Origin of the sequence: Bradyrhizobium sp. CCBAU 51753 (genome assembly GCF_015291565.1) — a bacterium.
GTDB classification, from domain to species: domain Bacteria; phylum Pseudomonadota; class Alphaproteobacteria; order Rhizobiales; family Xanthobacteraceae; genus Bradyrhizobium; species Bradyrhizobium ivorense.
In genome coordinates this window covers 2,426,113-2,449,962 of record NZ_CP030037.1, presented here as the reverse complement: position 1 = coordinate 2,449,962, position 23,850 = coordinate 2,426,113, and the positions used below count along the sequence as shown (strand labels likewise).

General features: G+C 60.8%; 22 protein-coding genes and 2 pseudogenes. 13 read left to right on the top strand and 11 right to left on the bottom strand.

The features are described from left to right. Positions 1-9: 9 nt before the first annotated feature. Both XH93_RS10975 and XH93_RS10970 read right to left on the bottom strand, forming a co-directional pair. Positions 10-1,122, bottom strand: a complete 1,113-nt coding sequence (locus XH93_RS10975; protein WP_210340474.1) for a BMP family ABC transporter substrate-binding protein — start codon at positions 1,120-1,122, stop codon at positions 10-12. A 32-nt stretch (positions 1,123-1,154) separates the two neighbouring features. After that, the gene (locus tag XH93_RS10970) at positions 1,155-2,120 is read right to left on the bottom strand and encodes a dihydrodipicolinate synthase family protein (RefSeq protein WP_194473498.1); all 966 of its coding nucleotides are present in this window, start codon (positions 2,118-2,120) and stop codon (positions 1,155-1,157) included. 174 nt (positions 2,121-2,294) lie between these two features. Here XH93_RS10970 and XH93_RS10965 point away from each other — a divergent pair, with 174 nt between their 5' ends. The 6 genes from XH93_RS10965 (at position 2,295) to XH93_RS10940 (ending at position 8,881) form a co-directional block, all read left to right on the top strand. Then, complete coding sequence (locus tag XH93_RS10965) at positions 2,295-3,110, top strand: FadR/GntR family transcriptional regulator (RefSeq protein WP_194473497.1); 816 nt, start codon at positions 2,295-2,297, stop codon at positions 3,108-3,110. A gap of 482 nt (positions 3,111-3,592) precedes the next feature. Further along, positions 3,593-5,029, top strand: a complete 1,437-nt coding sequence (locus XH93_RS10960; RefSeq protein ID WP_194473496.1) for a sugar ABC transporter substrate-binding protein — start codon at positions 3,593-3,595, stop codon at positions 5,027-5,029. A gap of 60 nt (positions 5,030-5,089) precedes the next feature. Further along, a complete protein-coding gene (locus XH93_RS10955) occupies positions 5,090-6,013 on the top strand; it encodes a carbohydrate ABC transporter permease (protein ID WP_194473495.1) in 924 nt (307 codons plus the stop codon). Beyond that, a complete protein-coding gene (locus XH93_RS10950) occupies positions 6,010-6,849 on the top strand; it encodes a carbohydrate ABC transporter permease (RefSeq protein ID WP_194473494.1) in 840 nt (279 codons plus the stop codon). Before XH93_RS10955 ends, XH93_RS10950 begins: the two co-directional genes overlap by 4 nt. Before the next feature lie 10 nt (positions 6,850-6,859). Beyond that, positions 6,860-7,960, top strand: coding sequence for an ABC transporter ATP-binding protein (locus XH93_RS10945; RefSeq protein ID WP_194473493.1), 1,101 nt, complete (start codon positions 6,860-6,862; stop codon positions 7,958-7,960). A gap of 30 nt (positions 7,961-7,990) precedes the next feature. Next, entirely contained in the window at positions 7,991-8,881 is an 891-nt protein-coding gene (locus XH93_RS10940; protein ID WP_194473492.1) for an SMP-30/gluconolactonase/LRE family protein, read from the top strand. 45 nt (positions 8,882-8,926) lie between these two features. Here the strand turns inward: XH93_RS10940 and XH93_RS10935 are convergent, their stop codons facing one another. The 5 genes from XH93_RS10935 to XH93_RS10915 all read right to left on the bottom strand — a co-directional run bounded on the left by XH93_RS10935 (position 8,927) and on the right by XH93_RS10915 (position 14,640). After that, positions 8,927-10,819 (bottom strand): TRAP transporter large permease subunit, encoded by a 1,893-nt coding sequence (locus XH93_RS10935; protein WP_194473491.1) that lies wholly within the window; start codon positions 10,817-10,819, stop codon positions 8,927-8,929. Continuing rightward, positions 10,816-11,841 (bottom strand): TRAP transporter substrate-binding protein, encoded by a 1,026-nt coding sequence (locus tag XH93_RS10930; RefSeq protein ID WP_194473490.1) that lies wholly within the window; start codon positions 11,839-11,841, stop codon positions 10,816-10,818. The genes XH93_RS10935 and XH93_RS10930 overlap by 4 nt, the downstream gene beginning before the upstream one ends. 178 nt (positions 11,842-12,019) lie before the next feature. Continuing rightward, positions 12,020-13,030, bottom strand: coding sequence for a transketolase family protein (locus tag XH93_RS10925; protein ID WP_194473489.1), 1,011 nt, complete (start codon positions 13,028-13,030; stop codon positions 12,020-12,022). Then, the gene (locus XH93_RS10920) at positions 13,027-13,866 is read right to left on the bottom strand and encodes a transketolase (protein ID WP_139486082.1); all 840 of its coding nucleotides are present in this window, start codon (positions 13,864-13,866) and stop codon (positions 13,027-13,029) included. The genes XH93_RS10925 and XH93_RS10920 overlap by 4 nt, the downstream gene beginning before the upstream one ends. Positions 13,867-13,890: 24 nt before the next feature. Beyond that, on the bottom strand, positions 13,891-14,640 hold the full coding sequence (locus tag XH93_RS10915) for an SDR family NAD(P)-dependent oxidoreductase (protein ID WP_194473488.1): 750 nt from the start codon (positions 14,638-14,640) through the stop codon (positions 13,891-13,893). Positions 14,641-14,750: 110 nt separating this feature from the next. On the opposite strand from XH93_RS10915, the gene XH93_RS10910 reads away from it, so the two are divergent. Continuing rightward, the gene (locus tag XH93_RS10910) at positions 14,751-15,647 is read left to right on the top strand and encodes a LysR substrate-binding domain-containing protein (RefSeq protein WP_194473487.1); all 897 of its coding nucleotides are present in this window, start codon (positions 14,751-14,753) and stop codon (positions 15,645-15,647) included. Positions 15,648-15,732: 85 nt separating this feature from the next. Here XH93_RS10910 and XH93_RS10905 read toward each other — a convergent pair whose 3' ends face one another. Then, on the bottom strand, positions 15,733-15,960 hold the full coding sequence (locus XH93_RS10905; protein ID WP_194473486.1) for a hypothetical protein: 228 nt from the start codon (positions 15,958-15,960) through the stop codon (positions 15,733-15,735). A gap of 431 nt (positions 15,961-16,391) precedes the next feature. On the opposite strand from XH93_RS10905, the gene XH93_RS10900 reads away from it, so the two are divergent. Beyond that, positions 16,392-17,039, top strand: coding sequence for a hypothetical protein (locus tag XH93_RS10900; RefSeq protein ID WP_194473485.1), 648 nt, complete (start codon positions 16,392-16,394; stop codon positions 17,037-17,039). Further along, positions 17,014-17,265 (top strand): hypothetical protein, encoded by a 252-nt coding sequence (locus tag XH93_RS10895; protein ID WP_194473484.1) that lies wholly within the window; start codon positions 17,014-17,016, stop codon positions 17,263-17,265. Before XH93_RS10900 ends, XH93_RS10895 begins: the two co-directional genes overlap by 26 nt. 341 nt (positions 17,266-17,606) lie before the next feature. Here the strand turns inward: XH93_RS10895 and XH93_RS10890 are convergent, their stop codons facing one another. After that, positions 17,607-17,777 (bottom strand): hypothetical protein, encoded by a 171-nt coding sequence (locus XH93_RS10890; RefSeq protein WP_246799568.1) that lies wholly within the window; start codon positions 17,775-17,777, stop codon positions 17,607-17,609. 111 nt (positions 17,778-17,888) lie between these two features. On the opposite strand from XH93_RS10890, the pseudogene XH93_RS42240 reads away from it, so the two are divergent. From XH93_RS42240 to XH93_RS10880, 3 genes and pseudogenes are all read left to right on the top strand, one after another. Then, a pseudogene (locus XH93_RS42240) lies at positions 17,889-18,059 on the top strand (IS110 family transposase); the annotation flags it as partial. Positions 18,060-18,209: 150 nt separating this feature from the next. Then, positions 18,210-18,881, top strand: coding sequence for a hypothetical protein (locus tag XH93_RS10885; RefSeq protein ID WP_194473482.1), 672 nt, complete (start codon positions 18,210-18,212; stop codon positions 18,879-18,881). A gap of 348 nt (positions 18,882-19,229) precedes the next feature. Next, positions 19,230-20,246 carry a hypothetical protein gene (locus XH93_RS10880; RefSeq protein WP_194473481.1) on the top strand — a complete coding sequence of 339 codons (1,017 nt, stop codon included), beginning with the start codon at positions 19,230-19,232 and terminating at the stop codon, positions 20,244-20,246. A 379-nt stretch (positions 20,247-20,625) separates the two neighbouring features. On the opposite strand, the pseudogene XH93_RS10875 reads toward XH93_RS10880, so the two are convergent. Beyond that, positions 20,626-20,880 (bottom strand): annotated as a pseudogene (locus XH93_RS10875) (hypothetical protein); the annotation flags it as partial. Here XH93_RS10875 and XH93_RS10870 point away from each other — a divergent pair. Further along, the gene (locus XH93_RS10870; protein ID WP_194473480.1) at positions 20,856-21,233 is read left to right on the top strand and encodes a hypothetical protein; all 378 of its coding nucleotides are present in this window, start codon (positions 20,856-20,858) and stop codon (positions 21,231-21,233) included. The pseudogene XH93_RS10875 and the gene XH93_RS10870 sit on opposite strands and share 25 nt — an antisense overlap. Before the next feature lie 142 nt (positions 21,234-21,375). Here XH93_RS10870 and XH93_RS10865 read toward each other — a convergent pair whose 3' ends face one another. Further along, complete coding sequence (locus XH93_RS10865) at positions 21,376-23,844, bottom strand: S8 family peptidase (RefSeq protein WP_194473479.1); 2,469 nt, start codon at positions 23,842-23,844, stop codon at positions 21,376-21,378. Positions 23,845-23,850 lie beyond the last annotated feature (6 nt).

The following is a 23,850-nucleotide window of genomic DNA, read 5'->3' as shown; positions in this document are numbered from 1 at the left end:
AGGCGCCTCCTAGACTTGGCCAATGATGCCTTCGACGAGATAATTGATGCCGTCGAGCGCACGGTCGTTGCTGCTCTGCATGGTTCCGGCAGGGATGACGACGTTGCCCTTGTTGTCCTTGAGCGGGCCGCTGTAGATCACGCGCGTGCCGCCGATGAGGTCGGCCCTCGCCGTCTCGGCCGCCGCGCGCGCCTCAGGCGTCACGAGTTTTCCGAACGGGCTGTTCTTGACGAAATGATCGCCAAGTCCGGCACGGAGATAATGCTCCGGCTTCTTGCCGCCACGCGCGCTGCCGGCATAGACGAGGTAGGGCGTGATCCAGTTCCACTCGGCCCCCGTGAGATAGCCGTTGGGAGCCACATCCGCCTGGCTCGAATGGTAGCCGCATGACATGACACCGCGCTTCTCCGCCGTCTCGATCACGACTTTCGGGCTGTCGACCTGGGCGGCGATAACGTCGGCCCCCTGGTCGACCAGCGTGTTCGTCGCTTCCGCTTCGCGGACTGGAAGCACCCAGTCACCTGTGAAGATGACCTGCACCTGAAGCGCCGGATCGACCGAACGCGCGCCGATCGCGAACGCGTTTATGCTGCGCAGGAGATTGGGCGTCGGCTTCGCGGCGACGAGGCCGAGCTTCTTGCTCTTCGTCATGTGGCCGGCGACGATTCCCGAAATGTACTGCGCTTCGAAGATGTAGGCGTAGAATGTGCCGATATTATCGGGCATGCCTGCCGTCCACACGCCGCCGGTATGAGCGAAGGTGACATCCGGATACTTGGCCGCCATCTCCAGGACGTGCGGCTTGAAGTAGCCAAACGACGTCGCAATGATGAGTTGAGCGCCGTCCTGACGGATCATGCCTTCCATGCTGCGCTGGGCCGCGATCGTTTCCGGAACGCGCTCTTCCTCCACGACCTTGATGTCGGGCAGTTTCTTGAGCATCGCGGCGGCCTGCGCGTGGGACTGGTTGAAGCCGTAATCCTGCTTGGAGCCGGAGTAGAGAATTCCGACCGTGAGCGTGGTCTCGGCATGGGCGACGGTGCTCTTGAGAATGAATGGTGCGGAGCTGGCAGCGGCCAACATCTGGAGCACCGAGCGACGGTCGACAGGCTTCAAATTCATGTTCCTCTCCGTTGAAGATTGCAATCAGCACGTCACGACGAGATACGTTCGGCGACAGACCGAAGACCCGGCGCATCACACTTGATGAGGTCGGCTTCCAGCTCCCGCTTTTCAGCTGATGACAAGGGAGCGACAGGCGCTCGCACCGCACCGCCCGCCATGCCGATCAGATCGCACCAATGCTTGACCGCGGCGTTCGGCATGTGACCCCGCTTGAGCGGGTCCATGATCCACTTGTTGAAGATGATCCGTTGCGGCGCGAGTGAAGCGCAGATGCGCGTTGCTTCGTCAGTCCGTCCGGCCGCAAGCAGTGCCACGTAGTCTGCGATCGGGCGAAAGTCGCCGCGTTGATAGAGGTAGGGCTCTGGGTCGGCATAGAGGATCGACTGACCCTCGACCTGCATGTTGGCGAAGAAGTTCTCTTCCAGTGGGTCCGACACCAGCACGTCGTTTCGCGCAGCCTGGCGAAGCGCCGCGTTCTCGGCTGCGTTGCCTGTCGTCTTCAGGAGCTTGAGATTTGGTAGCGAGCAGAGCTGCGTGAAAACGCCGGGATCCAATGGGCTGCCCGCGGCGGTTCGCGCGTTGAAGATGACGATCGGCATCTCCAAACGGACGCAGACGTGGTGCAGATACGCGAACTGCTGCGCGGGGGATCGCGGCCCGGAGGTCGGGACCATCAGCACGGCGTGGCTGACGCCAAGCCGCCGCGCGTGCTCGCCAAGCTCGATGGTTTCTTCCACCGAGGGACCCGATATCACCACGGAAATCCCAAGGCGCCCCCCTGCCTCGTCTGCAATGACCTCGATGACACGCTTTCTCTCCTGCAGCGTGAGCGACCAGACTTCGCCGATCAGCCCATTGCAGAACACGCCCGCCAATCCGGTTGCGATGTAGTGACGGACGTTCCTCCGAACCCCGGCCTCGTCGATGGCACCGGAGGCGTCGAAAGGCGTGTGAATCGCCGCCCAGATTTCCGGGACATCCTCCCCAATCGCCATGCTCGTTCCTCACGTGAGACCGGTTCATTCTATTTATCATGATAAACTGGATTTGCATGAATATGCCGCGTGTGGGAAAAGTGTCAATCGACGAGTCGGTCTTTTTCGCAGGACCGCGGGTGCTTAGCCGCAGAACGGGTCTTGGAACCCGTTGGTGGTTCTGGAGAATTCGGGATGAAGGCAGAGTTGGAAAAAAAATTAGCCCGGCCGCGGGGGCGGCTGAAAATTCAGAAGCGGGCCGACCTAGTTACCGAAGAGATCAAGCAGCTGATCACCCAGAAGAACCTCCGCCCGGGCGACAAGCTTCCGATGGAGAAGGAACTTCAGCGGCTGTTTTCGGTCAGCAAGAGCACGATCCGCGAAGCGCTTAAGTCCCTCGAGGTGCAGGGACTGATCACCATCAGCACCGGCCCGACCGGCGGGGCGACGATCATGGAGGTGCCGCTCGAGCGCACCTTTCAGTTGTTGCAGAACTACCTGTTCTTCAAAGAAGTCAGCATGGAGGACATCTATGCGGCGCGACGGTTGCTGGAGCCGGAACTGGCTGCCGGCTCGGTGCCATTTCTGTCGGACGAGCAGCTCGACGCGCTGGAGCAGAACATTCAGACGTGCCAGCCGGCCTCGCAGGAGCCCTCTCTTCTGGTACGTCAACGCCAGGCCGATCTCGACTTTCACGACATCCTGGCTGCTGCAAACCCCAATCCCTTCCTGCGCTTCGCATGCGAGCTGATCAACGAGATGCTGCGTCGGCTGGTGGTCTTCAGCACCCAGACGCCTCCGGAAGAGCACACGAGATTCGGGTGCGCCAATGTTAGGATTCACACGGAGATCGCCAAAGCTGCCCGCGCCCGGGACAGCGAGCGCGTGCGCGCGCTCATGAAGGCGCACATGGAGGAAGCTTCAGAATACGTGAAGCGGTTGGATGGTCGACTCGATGGTCGACTGATTCTCGATTCGGAAATGGCGCCGCGCCCGCGACCCCTGTCCTGAAGCCCGGCCTGTTCCGCCACGATTGCACCGGGGCGACGTTGCGCGAGCATTACGTCTGGACAGTCCTGTGGAGCCTGTTCTCCAGCCCGATCCGAGCAACCGCATGATCGACTCGTTTTGCTTCTCACAGACCTCAGCAAATAGGTGACTGCGGTTCACCGATGCTTGCAAAGTTCTCATTTGTCGGCCAGTTCCGCCTCGACGCAGACTAGTCCCAAAGTCAACGCTCTCAAGCGTTTTGGGGAGGATGCGTGCTTCTACAACGCCAACCGGCGTCCATTCAGGTTGCGGGCGGCAAGCCCGGGCCCGCGATGCGCCTGCGCTGCAAATCCTCGACATAGATGAATCTGTTCTCTTTCGGCGAGGTCGCCGCCGACAAGGTCCGTTTACGCCTACGGCTGGCTAACCAGGCAGGGATCACGTGAGAAGCGCTCCGAAGCCGGCTCTTGCGGACTTCGGACGCCCAAGAGGAGGAGGAAGGGATGAAGTTCAGGACGTTTCTCGGCGCGTTCGCTGTCCTAGTGCTCACTGCCGGCTCAGTGCAGGCTGCCGACAAGGATGCGGCCGACACAGCGGTGGAAGCCGCGAAGAAGTACGCGGGTACAACGATCAGCATCGTCTGGGAGGCCGGTCTTCAGTCGCTCGATCCGCTGAACTATTCCGGCCCGCAATGGGAGAAGCTCACCGGCATCAAGGTGAAGGTGGTCGAAGTGCCGACCGACCAGATGTTCACCAAGATCATGCAGGATTTCAAATCAGGCGCAGGGGCTTATGACGCGCTGAACGTCATTCCGTCCTGGATGCCCGATCTTGCGCGTGCAGGAGCGCTCGAGCCGCTCGACAAATATGTCGACAAGTTCGGCTACCGCGAGGAGTTGCAGGACATCGCGGCTGCGTACCACGACAACCAGATGCAGTATGACGGGAAGATCTACGGCTTCCCGGACGATGGCGACGTGATGTTGCTTTACTACCGGAAGGACATCTTCGAGGATCCGAAGATGAAGGACGCGTTCAAGGCCCAGTTCGGCTACGAGCTCGCGCCGCCAAAGGACTGGAAACAATTCGACGACATCGGCCAGTTCATCACCGAGAAGATGGCGCCGAAGGTCTACGGCGCTGGATTCTTCCGCACTGCGCCCTATCCGCAATACATGTTCCAGGAACGCTTCCGCATGGAGGGCGGCAAGTTCTTCAATGCCGACACTATGAAGACGACGGTGAATGGCGAGGTCGGCCTCAAGGTGTTCAAGCAGATGCTGGCGGAAAACAAGTTCATGCCGCCCGGCGTCGAGCAGTGGAATTTCGTGGACAATCTCGCCGCGTTTCTTCAGGGCACGACCGCGATGACGATCTCCTGGCCGCCCTACGGTCGCTGGGCAGCGGGTTACGGCTCGGGCGAGGAGGCGCTGAAGTGGGTGCCCAAATCGCAGGTCGCCGGCAAGGTCGGTTACGCGCTCACGCCTCTCGGCCGCCCTGAGCTCGGCGTCGGCTTCGACTTGTCGGTGTCCGCCACCAGCAAAAACAAGGAGGCCGCCTATCTCTTCATCCAGTGGCTGAACAGCAAGAAGACCAGCCTCGAACGCGTCCAGCTTCCCTATACGCTACGCGATCCGTTCCGCCTCTCGCACTACGCGAGCGAGAAATATCGTGCGCTCTGGCCTGACGCTGCCGCGTATCTCGAGACCATCAAGACATCGGGCGAGAAGGGCCTGCTCGATCTCTCGCTACTGCAACAGGACAAGTACGACGAGGCAATGACCAAGGCAATCTCGAGCCTGTGGGCCGGCGAAGATCCCAAGGCCATTCTCGACCGCATGGCGCAACAGTTCGATGCGATCACCGAGAAGGTCGGCATCGAGAACCAGAAATCCGTCTACAAGGTCTGGGCCGCAAAGCCCGGCGCCTACCCGCAATAGCTGCTTTGGACGCCGCACGGGAGGCGTCGCCCTCCCGCCCGGCCGTTTCTTGGACTGATGATGACGCTTTCCGCAAGTCTCAACGCTGCCGAGCAGCGCCGCCCCAGCCGCTTCGGGCGCATGCTCGAGGATCGCCTGCCTTATCTCATCGTCGCCCCGGCCATTCTGATCCTGCTCCTGGTCGGCTTGTTTCCCCTGATCTACTCGCTGATCGTGAGCTTCCAGCGCATCACGATGACCGAGAACGACACCTCCTTCGTTGGCCTCTTGAACTATGCGGAACTGTTCAGGGATACCCGCCTCTGGGCCTCGCTCGGCCACACCGCCATCATCACCGCGATCGCCCTCCCCCTCGAGTTGCTGATCGGTTTCCTAATGGCGCAGCTTTTCATCGATCGCATGCCTGGTCGACAGATTTTCGTCGCGCTGCTGGTGCTTCCGACGGTGATCTCTCCGATCGTCGCGGGCGCGACGTGGCGCCTGATGTTCGACGTCCGCTTCGGTCCGATTGGTCAGATTCTGAGCTTCATCGCCGGTGAACCGGTCCGGATTCTGTGGACGGTCAATCCGGCCTACGTCTATCCGGCGGTCATCATCTGCGAGGTCTGGCAGTGGTCGCCGTTCATGTTCCTGCTGCTGCTCGCCGCGCTGTCGAATGTGGACCAGTCGCAGCTTGAGGCTGCGGAGATCGATGGGGCGTCGTACCTGCGCATGCTTCGCGCGATCGTTCTGCCGGCGATCGCGCCCGTGATCGCCGTCGCCTGCCTGATCCGCGGCCTCGATCTCGTTCGCATCTTCGACATCATCTGGGCTCTCACCGAGGGCGGGCCGGGGTCGATGACCGAGACCATCTCGCTCTACACCTATGTGCAGGGTTTCTCGCAATTCGAGACCAGCTACACCGCCGCGATCTCCTTCCTGGTGATTGCGCTGCTGACACTGATCACGACGCTGGTCCTCAAGCGCATGGAGCTTGTGCGATGAGGACCGGCAGGCTTCCGGCCAGAAAAGCCCGCATTCTGGCTGTCCGCTACCTCGGCGCCGGCATCGTAACCCTGCTGTTCCTGTTTCCGGTCTACTGGCTGTTCATGATTTCGTTAAAGACGCCGGACGAGATCTATCACGTCCCGCCCTTGTGGATTCCGGGCCAGATCCAGTTCTCGAACTATTACGTCCTGTTCAAGGATGGCGACGTCGTTGCGATCCTGAACAGCGTGATCGTTGCCGGAGTCAGCTCCGGCATCGCAATCGTTCTCGGAACGCTCTGCGCCTACAGCCTCGCCAGGTTCGGCACCGGCGGCGAGAACCTTGCGATGTGGATCATCTCCCAGCGCATGATCCCGCCGATCGCGGTCGTCTTCCCGATCTTCCTGATCTACGTGTATTTCGGCCTCGTCGACGGCTATTTCGGGCTGATCCTGCTCTACACCGCATTCAGTCTTCCCTACGTGATCTGGATGATGCGCGGCTACATCGTCGACGTTCCGCTGGAGCTCGAGGAAAGCGCGCTGGTCGATGGCCTCAATCGATGGGAGGTGATCTGGAAGGTCGCTTTCCCGATGGTTCGCCCCGGCCTCATGGCGACGTCGGTGTTCACCTTCGTGTTCGCCTGGAACGACTTTCTGTTCGCACTCGTGCTCACGCGCACCGAGGTCATCACCTTTCCGGTCATGTTGACGCACTATTTCGGCGGACAATCGAATTTCTGGGCAAAGATCGCGGCGATGTCGGTCCTGGGGACGTTGCCGATCTTCGTCGCGGTCTCGGTGATGCAGCGCTATCTCGTGCGCGGTATCTCGCTCGGCGCAGTCAAGGGTTAGGGAGAGTGGAGTGGCTGACGTCAAGCTGTCCGGAGTAAACAAATATTACGGCAACGTGCATGCGGTCCGAGGAGTTGATCTCACCATCGCCGATGGCGAATTCGCGGTGCTGGTGGGGCCGTCCGGCTGCGGCAAGAGCACGCTGTTGCGAACCATCGCCGGTCTCGAGGATCCGGATGGTGGAACGATCACCATCGGTGGCGCGGTTGTCAACGATCTGCGCCCGCGCGAGCGCAATATCGCGATGGTGTTTCAGAACTATGCGCTCTACCCCTATCTGACCGTCAGCGAGAACATCGCCTTCGGCCTGCGCGCCCGCAAGACTCCCGAGATCGAGACCAGGAAGCGGGTCAGCGAGGCCGCCGAGATGCTCGGCATCGGCAATTTCCTGCAGCGCTATCCGCGGCAGCTCTCCGGTGGACAGCGTCAGCGCGTCGCCATCGGCCGCGCCATCGTCCGCAAGGCCGACCTGTTCCTGTTCGACGAGCCGCTTTCGAACCTGGACGCTCAGTTGCGTGACGAGATGCGCACCGAGATCAAGCGTCTGCACCACGAGATCACGACGACCATGATCTACGTCACGCACGATCAGGTCGAGGCGATGACGCTGGCCGACCGCATCGTGCTGCTGCGCGATGGACAGATCGAGCAACAAGGGGCTCCGCTCGAGCTGTTCGAGCAGCCGCGTACGGGGTTCGTCGCCGGCTTTCTCGGCTCTCCGTCGATCAATCTCATCCCGGCGACCCTCAAGACAAACGGTTCCGACGCAGCAGTGGTGTTTCAGTCCGGCGGTGAACTGACGCTTCCGAGCGCGAAGGCGAGGCCGCTGGCCAGCATGGATCGGCGAGAGATTCTCCTGGGCATTCGGCCCCAGCACTTCAGTCGGGCCGGCGGGCCGTTGCGCGAAGGCGTGGTCTCCTATTCGGCCACTGCCGATCTCATTCAGCCGACGGGGACACGCACCTTCACCACCATCAGGATCGGCGGCGTCGATGCGGTTGCCGAGCTGCAGGCGCACGACGTCAGCAGCCATGGCGAGCGAATCGACCTCGCCATCGACCTCAATCGCGTGGTGCTGATCGATCCGGCCAGCGGTCTGGTTATCGCTTGACGAAAGCAACATTCGAGAACGGAGGGACGAATGGCATCGACACTGTTCGCAACCGGAATTGGCGCGCCGGAGGGTCCGGTATGCCTGCCCGACGGCTCGATGTATGTCACGGAGATGTCCGCGTCGACCCTTTGCGTCACGCGGCTCGATCCTCGCGGCAATCGCCGCGTCATCCGAACGACGGGTGGCCGTCCGAATGGACTAACGACCGATGGCCACGGCCGGATCTGGATCGCGGAGGCCGGCCTCCGGGCGCTGATCTGCATCGACGAACGCGGAAACGAGATTCGGCGCATGCAGGGCGAAGGCGCGGAGCGCTTTCTGTTTCCGAACGACCTCTGCTTTGGTCCGAACGGACTGCTGTACATGACCGACTCCGGAATGGCCGCCGAGGATTTCATCAACGGCCAGGCTTTCGTGGACGGGTATATGGACCTCGACTGGGACGGCCGTGTGTATGAAATCGATCCGGCAGCCATGAAGGTGCTCCGCGTGCTCGATCGCAAGATCCGTTTCACCAACGGCATTGCCTTCGGTCCCGACAACCACCTCTATGCCAACGCGTCCTTCACCGGCGAAATCTATCGATATGACGTGCTCGGCGAGGCAGCGCCGAAACGCGTCGTCTTCGGCAACGTGCTGCAACCGGATTCCAATCCGGATTTCAAAGGGCCGGACGGGATGGCCTTTGGCATGGACGGCCGGCTCTATTGCACGGTCTACAACCAGAAGAACGTCACGGTGCTGGACCGGCGGGGCGAAGTGGTCGATCGGCTGATCCTAGATGGGCTTCAGCCGACGAATTGTGCCTTCACGCTCGGAGGCAAGAAGCTTCGGGTGACGGAGGTCGGCAAGGGCCAGGTCGAGGAGATCGACATGGCCTGCGATGGCCTGCCGCTGTATCTGCCGAAATTCGCCTGACGAGATGCCCTCGGGATGTTTCCGGCGAGGGCGCCTCGCCCGTTATCAAAGGAAGCCGATCGATAGCCAGGGCACGGCGGCAACGATCAGCGTGCCGATCAGGAGCGCGGTCATGTAGCCCACGATCGGCTTCATGCCCTCGTCCGGATTGATGCGGCTGATGGCGCAGGCCGCGTAATAGCCGACGCCGAACGGCGGCGCGAACAGGCCGATGCCCATGGCGAGGACGACCACCATCGCGTAGTGGACATCGTGCACCCCGACCTGCCGCGCGATCGGGAACAGCAGCGGACCGAACAGGACGATGGCCGGGATTCCCTCCAGCACGCTGCCGAGGACCACGAAAGTCACGATCGTCACGGCCAGGAAGACGGGGACCCCGCCGGGAAGGCTGGTCATGAATTTGGCCAGAGAGGCGGAAAATCCCGATTGGGTCAGCGCCCAGGCCATGCCTGTCGCCGCGCCGATGATGAGCAGAATCGCCCCTGACAGCGAGGCTGTCTCGACCAGCATCGGATAGATGCGGCGCCAGTCGAACTGACGATAGACGAAGAGACCCGCACAGGCCGAATAAAGAATGCCGATGGTCGAGACCTCCGTTGCCGTCGCAACCCCTTCGACGACGGCGGTCCGGATCACGAATGGCAGCGCGATGGCCGGTATCGCGATGAGGAAGGCGCGGCCAATCTCCCGGGCCCTCGCCCTCTTGATGTGGGACAGGTCCTCGCGGCGATATCGCCACCACACCACGGCCGCGAGCATGACCGCGAGCACCACGCCCGGAAGCAAGCCGCCGGTGAACAATGCCGAGATCGACACGCCCGTCACCGAGCCGATCGTGATCAGGACCAGCGAGGGCGGGATCGTCTCGGTCTGGGCGCCGGTCGCCGCGAGAAGCGCAACGAGGTCTCCCGGTTTGGCCCCGCGCTGCCGCATCTCGGGAAACAGGACAGGAGCCACCGCGGCCATGTCCGCTGCCTTGGAACCGGAAATGCCCGAGACCAGATACATCGCTCCGACCAGCACGTAGTGCAATCCGCCGCGCACGTGGCCCAAGAGGCTCGCCAGGAAGCTGACCATCGCGCGCGCCATGCCCGTCATTTCGATGAGAAGGCCGAGAAAGACGAAGAGAGGCACGGCGAGCAGTATCAGGTGGCTCATACCCTCGTCCATTCGCCCGATCATCACCACGTCGGGCGTGCTGGTTGTCAGAGCGAGATAGCCGACGGTGGCGAGGCCGAATGCGAACGCGATCGGCACGGCCGCAAAGACCATCGCCCCCACAACGACAACGAAGAAGATCAGGAGGTTCAAATTGCCGAGCGGCTTCAGGGCGGGAGCGAGCAGAACGAAGGTCGCAATGATGCCTGCAACGAGCGCCAGGGAAGCCAGCAAGCTGCGCAGGCTCGCGATGCGGATGAGGCGGAGGACCGCTGCGACCAGCATCAATCCAAACCCGATCGGCAACGCCGCCGCGCGCCAGCTGTTGACGATCTCGAGCGCCGGCGTTGTCACGAATGCCTCGTCGGCCGCGAACTCATAGGCTGGCCAGACGACCAGCGCGAGGAAGGCCAGCGATGCTGCGGCCGCGACCGTGTCCAGGAACGCGCGAACTTCCGCACGCAGCACGCCGACAATGGCCGTCATGCGCATGTGCTCGCCGCGTTGGAACGCAATCACGGATCCCAGCATGGCAAGCCAGAGGAAGAGAATGCTGGCGAGTTCGTCAGACCAGATAAGCGGCGAGCGGAACACGTATCGGCCCACGATGCCCGCGGACAGCACCGCGATCTCCGCCAGCACGAGCAGTCCTGCCGGGACAGCGACGAGATGACCGAGGACGGTGTTCGCTGTCAGCACCCAACTGCGCCGGCCAGCCTGCGTCGCGCTGGCCGCCACACCGGCATCGACGTGGGGCCTATGGCTCACGCTGGTCATGATAGCTGGCCTGCGGCTTTTTCGAGCTGCGACCATGCTTCCTCGCCGAACTTGCCCTTCCAGTCCGCGTAGAAGCTGGTCTTGGACAGGGCCTGGCGGAAGGCGGCGCGATCGACGTCGATGAATTTGAGACCCTTGGCCGAGAGATCGTTGCGCAGCGACTGGCTGAGCTTTGCGATGTCGGCACGCTGATCGACCGCGGCGCGATCGAGCTCGCGCGTCACGATCTCCTGCACGTCCTTGGGCAGGCGCTCGAAGGCGCGCTTGTTGCCGAGGATCCAGTAGCCGTCCCAGACATGCCCCGTCAGGCTGCACGTGGTCTGCACTTCGTAAAGGCGCGCGGTCGCGATGATGGGCAACGGATTCTCCTGGCCGTCGACGACCTTGGTCTGCAACGCGGAATAGACCTCGTTGAAGTTGATCGGCGTCGGCCCGGCGCCGAGCGCCTTGAAGAGCGAGGTCAGCAGCGGCGCGGGCGGAACCCGGATCTGGAAATTCTTCAGATCATCCGGGGTGCGGATCTCGCGGCCAGACGAGGTCACCTGGCGGAAGCCGTTGTCCCAGGCCTTCGACACCGCCATGATCGGCGTCTTGGCGATCTGCGCCCGGATGTAGCTGCCGAGGTCGCCGTCCATCGCCTTCCACACGCTGTCGTAGTCGGTGAATGCGAAGCCGGTGTTCACGATGCCGGCGCTTGGCACCAGGGTGGCAAGGATCGAGGACGATTGGTTGAAGAACTCGACGCCGCCGCTGCGCACCTGGGTCAAGAGCTCGGTGTCGGAGCCGAGCTGATTGGCGGGGAACAGCCTGATCTCCAGCCGGCCGCTGGTTGCTTCGCGGATCCGGTCGATCGCCTCTTGCGCGCGGATGTTCACCGGATGGGTCGGGTCCTGTCCGGTGGCGAACTTGTAGACGAACTCGGCGGCAGACGCTGGACGGGTTAGAATCCCGCAGAGAGGTACGGCGCTCGCCGCGATTAATAGCGAACGGCGGCTGATGCATCCGGGCTTCGAGACAGTCATGTTTTCCTCCTGATCCTGTATTGACGTTTTGCCGGCTGCATGAGCCGGCGCTGTTTTCAGCTGTCCGGGCTCTTCGACCGCCCGCATTCGGGCAATAGCCATCGCTAGCCCGCCGCAACATGCAGCGGGCGGAACACTTCACTCGTATTTGGCCTGGCTGGCGCTTAGCGCCGGTGCGCTAAAGCCACTGCTTGATCTGCCTTGCGACCTCGGCGGTGGAAATACCGTAGCGGTCGTGCAGCGTCGGAAGTGCGCCGGCGTCAAGAAATTCGTCCGGCAATGCGATCTGGCGGAAAGGCGGATGGACGCCTGAACGCATCAGGAGTGCGGCGACGGCCTCGCCGAGACCGCCCATCGTCGTGTGGTTTTCGGCAACGACGACCAGGCGGCCTGACTTGCCGGCTTCACGCAGGATCGTCTCGGCGTCGAGCGGCTTGATGGTCGGAACGTGGAGCACCGCCGCCTCGATGTGGTCGTCTTTGAGGGCCTGCACAGCCTCGAGCGCGCGCATGGTCATGATGCCGGATGAGATGATCAGGACGTCCTTTCCGTCACGGATCAGCTTGGCCTTGCCGAGCTCGAACTTGTAGTCGTATTCGTCCAGCACGACCGGCACCTGGCCCCGCAGCAGGCGCATGTAGACCGGTCCGTGATGCGCCGCAATGGCGGGCACCAGCTGCTCGATTTCATGGGCATCGCAGGGGTCGATGACCGTCATGTTCGGCATGGCGCGAAACAGGGCGATATCCTCTGCGGCCTGATGGCTCGGGCCATAGCCCGAGGTCAAGCCGGGCAATGCGCAAACGATCTTCACGTTGCGGTCTTCCTCCGCGATGGTCTGGTGGATGAAGTCGTAGGCACGGCGCGAAGCGAACACCGCGTAGGTGGTTGCGAATGGCATGAAGCCTTCAGCGGCAAGACCGGAGGCCGCGCCGAACAAAAGCTGCTCGGCCATGCCCATCTGGTAATAGCGGTCCGCAAATTCCTTCGCAAAGATGTGCAGGTCGGTGTATTTGCCGAGATCGGCCGTCATGCCGACGACATCAGGGCGTTGGCGCGCGAGCTCGACGAGCGCGTGTCCAAACGGCGCCGGTTTCGTTTTCTGTCCCTCAGACGCGATCGAGGCGATCATGGCCGAGGTGGTCAGGCGCGGCTTGCCCGGCTGGGGTGCTGATCTGACGGTCTTCATGCCTGCCTCCCGGCTTCCAGCGCCGCCAGCGCGAGCTGCCACTCGTGCTGCTCGACGCGGATGAAATGGTTCTTCTCGCGCTGCTCAAGGAAAGGAACCCCCTTGCCCATCAGCGTGTCGGCGACGATCATCCGCGGTTTTGGCTCGGAATGGGACTTGGCGACATCGAACGCGGCAACCACGGCATCGAGATCATTGCCATCGATCCGCTGCACGAACCAGCCGAAAGCCTGAAGCTTCTCGACCAGCGGCTCGAACGCCATCACCTGCGTCGACGGACCGTCGGCCTGCTGATTATTGACATCGACGATGCCGATCAGATTGTCGAGGTTGTAGTGGCCCGCCGACTGGATGGCTTCCCAGACCGAGCCTTCATCGAGCTCGCCGTCGGAGAACAACGTGTACACCCGCGCGTCGGATTTCTTGCGCTTGAGCCCGAGGCCCATGCCGACGGCGATGCTGAGCCCAAGCCCAAGCGAGCCGCCCGACATTTCCATTCCCGGCGTGTAGGAGGCCATGCCCGACATCGGCAGGCGGCTCTCGTCGCTGCCATAGGTTTCGAGTTCTTCTTCGGGAACGATCCCCGCCTCGATCAAAGCCGCATAGAGCGCGATGGCATAGTGGCCGTTGGAGAGCAGGAAGCGGTCGCGTGCGTCCCAGGACGGATCTTCCGGCCGGTAGCGCATCGCGTGAAAATAGGCCACGGCAAGGACGTCGGAGATGTCCAGCGCCTGTGCGATATAGCCCTGGCCCTGAACCTCGCCCATGCGCAGCGCATTGCGGCGAATGTTGTAGGCGCGGTCCGCCAGCTTGGGCGTGTTGGTCAGCGTTTCCATCGATCTGGACCTTGTCTTGCTGGCTCAGTGGATGAGCATGCCGCCGTTGACGTCGATCACGGCACCGGTCACGTAGGCGGAGAGATCCGAGGCCAGGAAGGTGTAGATGCTGGCGACGTCGTCTGCCGTGCCAAGACGATTGAGCGGAATGCCTTCCAGGATCTTCGCCCTCATCTCGTCCGTCAGCTTGCCCGAGGTGATATCGGTGCCGATCAGGCCGGGCGTCACGCAATTGACGCGAATGCCGTCCGGACCGAACTCGCGAGCCATCGCCTTGGCGAGACCGAGCACGCCAGCCTTCGCGGCCGAATAGTGCGGACCGCCAAAAATTCCGCCGCCGCGCTGGGCCGAAACCGAGGACATGCAGGCGATCGATCCGGACTTGCGCGCGCGCATGTGCGGGATCACCGCCTGGGAGAGGAACAGAATGCCCTTCAGATTGACGTCCTGGATGCGATCCCAATCAGCCGGCGAGATATCCAGGAACTTGACCGGCTGGGTGATGCCGGCGTTGTTGATGAGAATATCGATGCTTCCGAAGGATTCGATCGCGCGAGCGACGGCCTGCTCGCAGGATGATTTGTCGGCGACGTCGCATCGCAGCCCAATGTGGGACGTGCCAAGCGAAGCCGCGGCGTCCGCCGACGCGCTCGCGTCAATGTCGAGAATGGCGACCCGAGCGCCCTCGGCGGCGAACCGCCGTGCCGTAGCCAGCCCGATGCCGCGCGGCGATGCCGCGCCCGAAATGATGGCCGTCTTACCGCTGAGCAGCATCAGTTCCTCCCGCAAATTGTTTTTCCTTGGCAAGCCTAGGAATGCCCCGCGGACGCGCAACGGACAAACGCACAGTTGTCACGGATCGATGAATCTGGTTCACTTATGGAATGCTGTCGAATGTCCCCATATCGGCAATTCGCGCCTTTGAAGCCGCGGCTCGCACGGGATCATTCCGCGATGCGGCGAATGAGCTTCACCTGACGCCGAGTGCCGTCAGTCATGCGATCCGCAAGCTGGAGGACACGCTTCGCACCGTTCTGTTCGAGCGTAGCGCGCGATCGGTGCGGCTCACGCCGGCCGGCGAAAATCTGATGCGACACACGGGAGCGGCATTCGATCAGCTTCGCCGTGGCCTCGAGGAAGTCGCCGCGCGCGGACCTCAATTGGTGCGCGTCCATTCGGCACCCAGCTTTGCTGCGCAGTGGCTTGCACCGCGGCTTGCACAGTTTCTCGCCGCTTTTCCGAAGCTCGAAGTCCGCCTGGCTGCGAGCACGGACTATGCTCGCTTCAGCAACGATGATTTTGATATCGACATCGTCTACGGTCCGCCGCGCGCAGAGGGCGTGGAGGTTGTTCCTCTCCCAGAGGAAACGGTCACCCCGCTCTGCTCGCCTGCCCTCGCGAAATCGATCAGGAGGCCTGCCGATCTCCTCGATCAGACGCTGATCCGCTCCGACGTGAAGCAGGTTCAGTGGCACCAATGGTTCACGGCGAACGGATTGGAGGCCCCTGCACTCCATGGCATGAGATTCGATCGCAGCTTTCTCGCGATCGCGACAGCCGCGGAGGGATTGGGAGTAGCACTGGAATCAACGCTTCTGGCCGAACGCGAACTGGCGAGCGGGCGATTGGTTGCGCCGCTGTCAGGACGCGCCAACGATATCCGCTACGTCGGCCATCGCCTGATCTACCCGCGCGCCAGCCGACAGAGATCGGCGGTACGGGCCTTTGCAGATTGGCTCGTAGCGCAACTCGCTGGCGAGACCGCAGGTTCCCCGCACTAAGATCCAAGTCTGGCCGAGCATCGACTGCCAGGTCCAGCGTACCGGCGCGCGAGAGCACCAACGCCGACCTGCGGAAACTTGCTGATCACCTTCTCGATTTCGAACTGAATGGCCGGAGCGTGGGCCGGCGCCGTGCTCGGCATGCGCGCTTCACCTCCATGACGATGTTGTTCTCATCGAGCGTCGGCGTGAACTCCTGCCCAAGGCGCGAGAACACGACGAGCGAGGCTGCGAAGAGGGCGGCGGCAGACAGCCCGAAATCGCTGGAACGCGAACCCTGCTGATGGGGTTGGACCAGCAGCAGCCCAAGCAATTTGGAATCCCTGCTTGTCCTGAGCGGTCGGAACGAGCGTATTGGCTTAGGTTATTTTGCCTTCCCTCACCCCCTGATTAGCACCTCGGCTTCAATTCGCGCCCGACGTCGGCTAGGTGCCGGAAGGGCATACCCCCGACCTGTCAACTTGTCTTTATTGAGTGCTGAGAGGCGGGCCCACGGGCCCGCCTCGGCGTAATTGGTTTGTTCGTTGGTGATATCAAAAGCCGCCCGTAATCACTGCCGCTGCACTGAGGCTTTCTCAAGCCTGCACGCTCCCCCGGGGCGCCGTGCTGAGAACAGCTCTCGCTGGGCATACATAACAATCTAATGCCCTTTGACAATTCAGCGGCTTAGCTCGCATCTTCAATGTTGGGTTGAGGAAATAAGAAAAACGCACTCAGTAGGATGCGAGTGTGGGGGCTTTAGAAGTGCAAACAATCGAAAAGGTACGCGGCTTTGCTTCGCAAACGCTGGGGCGGCTCAATCGAGCGGCACAAATCGCAATTATTCTGCTCGCCTGCCTAGTTTTCGGCGGGATGATTTTCTGGCTGTGCAACGAGCTTGTCTACTACCAGTTGGCGCGCAGCTATACGGAAGAACTCGCTGACACCTACGATCTAAATCGCGGGATTACGCGAGCCATCCTGTGGGCCAGCTTTGCTGCCATCGTCATCTTGGCGGGCTATTCCTTTTCGTTGTCAAAGCAGAAGAGGATGGTCGGTTACGCGGGGCTTCTTACTCTTGTAATCGGTCATTCGTTGCTGCTCGGGCGCATTGACGCGAACTTCCGAAAGGGAGGGGACGCAGAGAAATGCTATGTGATGACACGCACGAGCATTAGAACGTTAAACCGCGTTGGCACTGACCCGGAGACGGGGCGCGAATGCCGTCCGCTTACACCGCAGATCGTCGAGAAGATCGACGCATACAGAAGGGGTAATCGGGCGACGCAGATTACGTCGAATGCTCCATCCTTCTTCGATCCGACGACGGGCGAGCCAGTGGTTTGGTATTCCAAAAACAATCGGGGTCAGATCGAGCTATTCGATAATGGGCTTTCATCCACAAACGGATGAGGAACTCATCCCTGTCACACGAGAGGTTGTCGATGCATGGAAGCAACAAACTGCAAAGCTTGTGCGCCGAGTACCCCTCCGTCTTGATGATCCTGAAAAATTCGGCTTCTTCGACCCCACAACGGTACGGCCAAAGTTTGGTACTGGCGGAATGGAAGCGGTGAGTATGAGTTTTACGACGGTCCCGGATTTCATCCGCGATCCGGTGACCAATTTCAGATCGTAACGCGCGAGGTTAACCAAGGAAGTCACGCTCGCGCAGCTGGCACCGGTCTCGGCCGCTATTCAGAAGCAGGTCGCGCGCGATTTCGGTCCCTTGTGGAATGTGGAAGCCACGATCGACCCCTTCGACAGATTGGAGGACGTTCCGGTTGGCTTGCCGCGAAGATAAAGCCATATGCGACGTACGCTCGATCGGGCAGCCCCACGATGCAAAGACCGCGCTGAAGGGCGCAGCCAAGGCATGCGAACGCCTGCACTTCATCGGCGTTGTGTACTAACACGCGGGAGGACGGCTCCTTTGTGATCCAGTTTATCGCCAATCCAAACCTCCGCCGCGACTGCAATCTATTCGCGCGCGGCGAGTTCAACGATCGTCGCCGTATCGAGGACCCTGCCAGCAAGATCCTTGATCAGCACCTCGTTCCCAGATTCGGCGAGTTCATTGGCTTTGGCGAGAGCTTGTTTTGCGGAGGAAACGACAACCCCGATGGCACCGTCGCCGTTTTTCGAATACACTTGATATCCTACGGCGCTCATCGCTCCTCGCTGACGACGATTTCGTAACGTCCTTCCAGATCGACGGCTAGTGCAAACGAGCCACAGCTCGCATCGCTGGAGCAAACCGGGCAGTTGATCCGGATGGGATGGTTCCGGCCGGCCCACGCAAAGTCGGTCGGTGCGCAAGAGATCCGCGCACTTTTGATCGCCCGCAAACAGCTTCTCGGACGACTTATCGATGTCGAATTAGGTATCTGCGAGATTTTGCGTGGCTTTGGGCTGAAGGTTGGTCTTGTTACTCCGTTTCGCCGGGCTTTCCACTCCGCTATTTCCGAGACGAATTCCGCTATCTGCGAGCCACATGGCAAGAGGCCCACATCTGGCAATCCTTAGTTGAATGTGCAATCGTACACGCCATTGCACCAACTCCACCGCTGCAGGAGGATCGAAATGAGATCAGACCGCCGCCGTGTGCTTTTCATCATGGTCCCCCTAATCTTCTTGACTATGTCGATGCGCGCGCCCCGAGCTGAAGCGCAAAATCTTACGGTCCAAGAATGGGTCGACCAGTTTGTGGCCTCTTGCGTCGGATCGGGTTCAAGCGACGTGGCGTCCGGTCTGGTAGATGCGAACGGGGACATATCTCTGAAACGACTCGCTCTGAGCGGCACGGTCAAGGGGCAGGTGCACATTGAGCATAAAGATGCGCGACTTCTGAGCGACGGGATCAACAATGCGATATCGAACGCCGCTGCCGGCGTAGCAGAACAAGTGCGCCAGTGCATGGCACCATTGAGAGCTGTGTTGATCCAGATAATGCAATCGCAATTTCAAGGAGTAACGGGGCCTGCAAATAAGGTCTATATTCTCACTGCACCCGAGGATCAGCTTATGAAACAGCTTGCGAATACGAAAGGGTATTTCGGGAAGATCGGCGAGGCCGTTCTAGTCAGTCAAATACAATCTGCCGCGGGTATGAGCGATGTGCGCTACCGTTCTGCGATGAAATTGTTGACCGACAAGGCTTACGCATACGAGCGGCTAGATCTCGGTCAAGGGAAAACTGCCTCTCTTTTGCCACCCGGAGACGAATATGCCTTGAGAGTCGGATTTGCAAAGTAATCCGTCCCTCCGTTCTTGCCCAGAAAATCAACCCGAGCGTGCACGTTGCAACATCGGAAGCAGACTTCCCGAGAGTAACCTGAGCTAAGCTTTTCCACGGACGGCCCCTCTGTTTGAGATCTTGAACGACGTCAATCTGGTACATTGGGTGCCGTCGGGGGCTGTCCACGCGAACACGAGAGTCCGGTCCGCGGACGCGCCGCGCTTGGGGAGCAGTGGAAGGATATGGTTGCGAAACGCTCGGCTTGTGTCATCCTGCTTGTATTATCGCCAAAGTTTTAAGAGGAGCTCCTGCCAACCCGGTCCTGGGTAGGATGGCTACGGCCATACAAGGATTCTTGGTCGAAGATGTTGGAAAAGCTGATTGATTATCTGGCGGGCCTGCTTGCGTCATGGCCGAAAGCCAGGGGCGTCGTCGCGCGCTATCGCCTGGCCAGAATCCGGGCAAAACACTTCCTCAAAACGCATCCGGCAGTCACCCTTGTTGCGCTGCTTGGGGTTTTAAGCCTGTTTGTGATCGATCCGGACAAACTGCCGGACTTTGTGCGCCCCGAACACAAATGCCATGTGATCGAAACGGAGCACAAGGAGCTCTACCAGCCGGACGGCAATACTTTGCGGTTTGGCGAGGAAAGACCCTGCGAGCATCAACAGCCGGTCGGGCTCGAGTTTTTCAATCTCAGCGGCGTCTACTTTCATGAGGACAGGCCACCGGTACCGCTGGTTTCTGCCGGCATCTTTCTCAAGGAAACGGCGCGCAACGTTGCCGCGCCTGGCCAATGGCATGAATACTCCGTCTATAAGGACGTGAACAATTTCCTTTGGAACAACGCAACCACGACGGCTTTGCCTCAACAGCGTTTCGTGAAGGGATCATGCGACGCCACGCTCGATGCAGCGCGATTTGATACGGAGAATAGGCAGGGTTTTCTGCTCAGAAGTGACGCGATGCGCTCGAATCCCAAGCTCGATCGCGCAACATCGCTAAAATGCAACTATGGGACCACGCCTGACCAGCCAGAGTTCAAGGTCTGTGACTATGTGTATATTGAGTTTTTTATCCCGACCATATCGCCCGCGCGCTTGTGCCCCGACAAGGTCGGTCTTCGGGAAAGGTGGTTCGCACCGGGTACAAAGAAGATCGTCCTGACGGATGCGGCGTCTTACGAGGATCTAAGCGCCCTCGCGCGCAAGCGTTGGGATGAAAGGACGGCCACGCCGGTGCCAACGCAACGTTGGGAGACACTTTCGAAGGACTTGCCGAAGATTTGCATGCGCTGGATGGGGCCAAAAGGTGAGTGGCTCGGTGATCTGTCGAAGTGGACGGAATTCGCTTCGCTCGGCGCCGCGTGGTGCGACTATTGATGGCGCGGATCGGTCCTTCAGGCTTTCTCAACGGCCTTTAAGCAGTCGTCCGTTCTTTAGTCGTCCCTTTCGATAATCTGCTGGAGCCGATCCTACCGACCCTCGCGTCCTCAAGAAGACGTCAGCCGCGATTACGCCATGTGGAGAATGCGGATCGGCCTGATAGATAAGCAGAAGTTGTCTCAATAAAGTATTCGATTTTGCAGGAAAGCCGGGTGTTGGGCCGCGGTTTCTTGCGTTTTGGGATTTTGCTTTCGAGCGATTCGTGATTCTCTGACGGCGGGTCTCCGGCTGGTCCAAATCGAAGGCTGCGCTTGACGCGCGCATTCTTTTGGCTCGGAAGGCGGTGGATGACCCCACTATTAGTTCTTCGCGTAAGCAGCTTGCAGCTCGCAACCACCATCTCGTTGGTCAGCGGCGCGCCGCTGGTGAAGTTCTTCCACTGGATGTCGTAAGTGGCGTCCTCGTACTTACCGTTCCGTGGCAGGAATTCCAAAAGCTTCAATTCACGAATAAGAAGTCCGCCTGTTGCGCAATTGATCGTGGTGTCTTGCGTTCCGACCGCAACGCGGATTGTTTCCGCACGCGATATGCCCATCAGGCCAAGCGTTGCAACCGCATGAAGCCCCTTCATGTGCGCATCTGGCGGCCTTTCCGGGGCTGCACGGTTTTGCTAGATCAACTGCAAGACGTGCTTCGAGTCCCGACCGGGGTCTCACTCTCGCAGCAATAATAGAGATTCACCTGCGACCGGCGCGGGCGGCTACCGTAGAATGGCAAGGCAAGGCCGTTACCGTCCATCTGTCGCGCGAGGCGCTCGACGATCTTGGCCGCTTTCGCGAAGCGCGGCCCAATGCCGACTATCTCAAGGTGTTCGAAAAATACCGCGGCGGCATCCTAGACGATGTGGCCAGGGCGCTCGCGGCAGGCAAGGCCACCGAAAAGGGGCTGCGGCTGACCGGCGCCGACATCTTGGCGCTTCAGTAAGGGGCGCCTAGATTACCCGCGCCGGCAAGACTCCGCAGGTGCGTTGCTGGGTCAGCTAAGTTGGAGAGATTGGCAGGCCTGCTCTTGGGGCCACGGCCAAATAGGCGCCGCTGTGCGAGCGCGAGTTGCGGACAAATTCCAATCAAACTTCGATCGCGCCAGCAATGGCGATCGCATTTTCGACTGGAGTGAAGATGTCCACGTTCGACCCCGGCGCTCTAATCGTCACGATCAGCGCATAGCGCGCAGTGCCGTCGAACCGCTCCAAGTAGGGCTTTTCCTTCCACCAGCCACCGACCGGAAAGACGCCAATGGCATCACGTCCAGCGAGGTCAGCTGCGCTTCCAGACCAAAAATCGGAATGCACCGATCCATTGTCGCGAAACGTGCCGAGGAGCCAATCCTCGCCACCGCCGGGAGGCGCTCCCTCCTCCTCGTCCCGTGCCGCCTGATTGATGCGGGCTCTGAACTCGTCGACAGTCTCGGTCGCGGACTTCACACGGAAGCGAAGACCGTGCGAAGCGTACCGATGTCGCCTCGTCCACCCGCGCTCTCCAGGATTGGGCTCGATGAAGTAGGACAGAGTCGCTCGTAGCTCAACCTGCGCAGCACCAAGCGCGGCCAGTTGCTCCTTCGGCCAAGGCAGCCGATGCAGTTTCATGTCACGGGTCTTGGCCGCGGCGCTCCCTTCCCGCTGAAACGGTTGGAGTTGATCTTCGACGATGAGCGTCAGATCATTCACCGTCGAGAGGAGCGCCCGCCCAATATCCGGGACTCCGTAGCCATAGCGTCGTACGAGTGCCTGTATTCGCCCCTTCGCGCCGTTGCATGCGTCGATACGGGCGCGCATCTGCGGGGTCCACTCGGCGGAGTGCACGATCAAGGCGCGGACCGTTTCCGGCCATAGGCCCGGACGCGCTACCAAGATTTGCCCCGCCATCCGCGCGGCGTGCGCAGTGGCCGCGCTCGTGTCGCCGAGAGTTGTGAAGTGACGCAGTTCCGGGCGGAAATACGTCGTGAGGATCTGCAGGTCGTCGATCGGTTCGCCAGGAAGCGCTCCGTCATGCGCGAGGTTGCCACCTTCAAACACGACATCGGGTTTCACAGGCCACTGCCGGTCCCAGACGACAGAAGTCCTGCTGCGCGGCGATAGCTCGCCGACCGGGGCGATCGGCGCGTAGCCGGCAAACTCAGGATCGATGATATCCACTTTCTCAGTGTAGGCACCCACCGTCAGCGCGTTCCACGCCTGTGCCGGATCGTCGACCGCCTCGAGATCATTGCGTGTTAGGTGATCAGCAGGCGTCAGATCCTCGGCAATGTTTCCCGCGGACAGGATGATCAGGCGCCGCTGATCCTCCTCAAAGCAGAGTTGGTCGACCGCCGCTGACCACGATGTCGGTCGGCCGCGCGCCGGGTTTGCGCTGGTGACCGCCATGGCTATGGCCCGGCGCCGCGCCGGCGCCTGGATCTCGGCGCGAGCAATCGCCTCTCCGATGATCGCTCCATAGAGCTCGGGATCGTTCGCCTCGTCCTCGGGCGGCAGAATACGAACGCTCTCGAGTCGATAAGGCAAGGTAATCGTATCGCTTCCAACCAGCAGAGGGACAAGGTCGCCATAGAGCCCGACACCGGCCATCCGCGTCCCGTGACCTTGCCACGCTGGGGTGTCGTCGCTCCCCCAAGCGGGCTTAATTGTGTGGCAGTCTTCCGCAGCAAGTGCGGGTTCGATCAAAGGATGAGTTCGACGCACACCACTGTCAAGAACACAAACTGCGACATCGTCGTCCGGTGGCGCCACACGTTCGAGCAGTTCATCACTCCAATCACGCTGCTCGGCACCCCCAAGGCCCATGAAGAAGGATGGTGTATCCTTCGCACGCCGCAACTCGGCCACGACATCACTATGAGCGACAAGCCGATCCAGCGTTGCTACGCTAGCGAGCGCAAGCATGACCTCTCGCTCGGGAAACTTGACGGCATGCGTGCGCAGGGTGAGATCCAGCGCTTGGGCGATGCGCTCGAAATTCTCCCGCCGCCCCTTGCGCGTCCAAATCTCCCACCAGACCTGTTCGTTTGGTTGCTGCGGGAAAAGCGCATCATCGTCGGTATATAGCGATCGCGCCGTCGCCAGGCGCATGGTCTCAATCCGCGACACAAGCGGCTCGTTTCGCGGCCTTCCCTTCTTGGTGTCAGAGTCGCGATAGGCCTCCACCTTCCGCAGATAATAGTTCTCCGCTTGTTGCGGAACGAAAACCGAAGCGCGCAGCGGCCCCGCTTCTCCTACCGGTTCATGAACCGCGACAACTTCCATCTTTTGCCGTCGATCGGCCAGCTGATCCAGAGCGACGCGCTCGCGCACCGGCAATTCGATATCGAGATAAAACCCTGGTAGGCCTACGGCCAAGTTGAGGTCGCGAGCTGCGATCTGCACGCGAGCCGCCTGAATGGCTTGTCCAACAGCCTGGATCAGTGCCGCTGCATGGCCTGCACGATCGCGCTCAGGTACTGCAGGTGGTTCGATTTTCTGCTTAGGCCGCCGATACGGCTCTCGAACACCATTGTTGCGAAGATGGAAATGGGGTCGGTCCCGAGAAAAATCGTCTACCATTGCAAC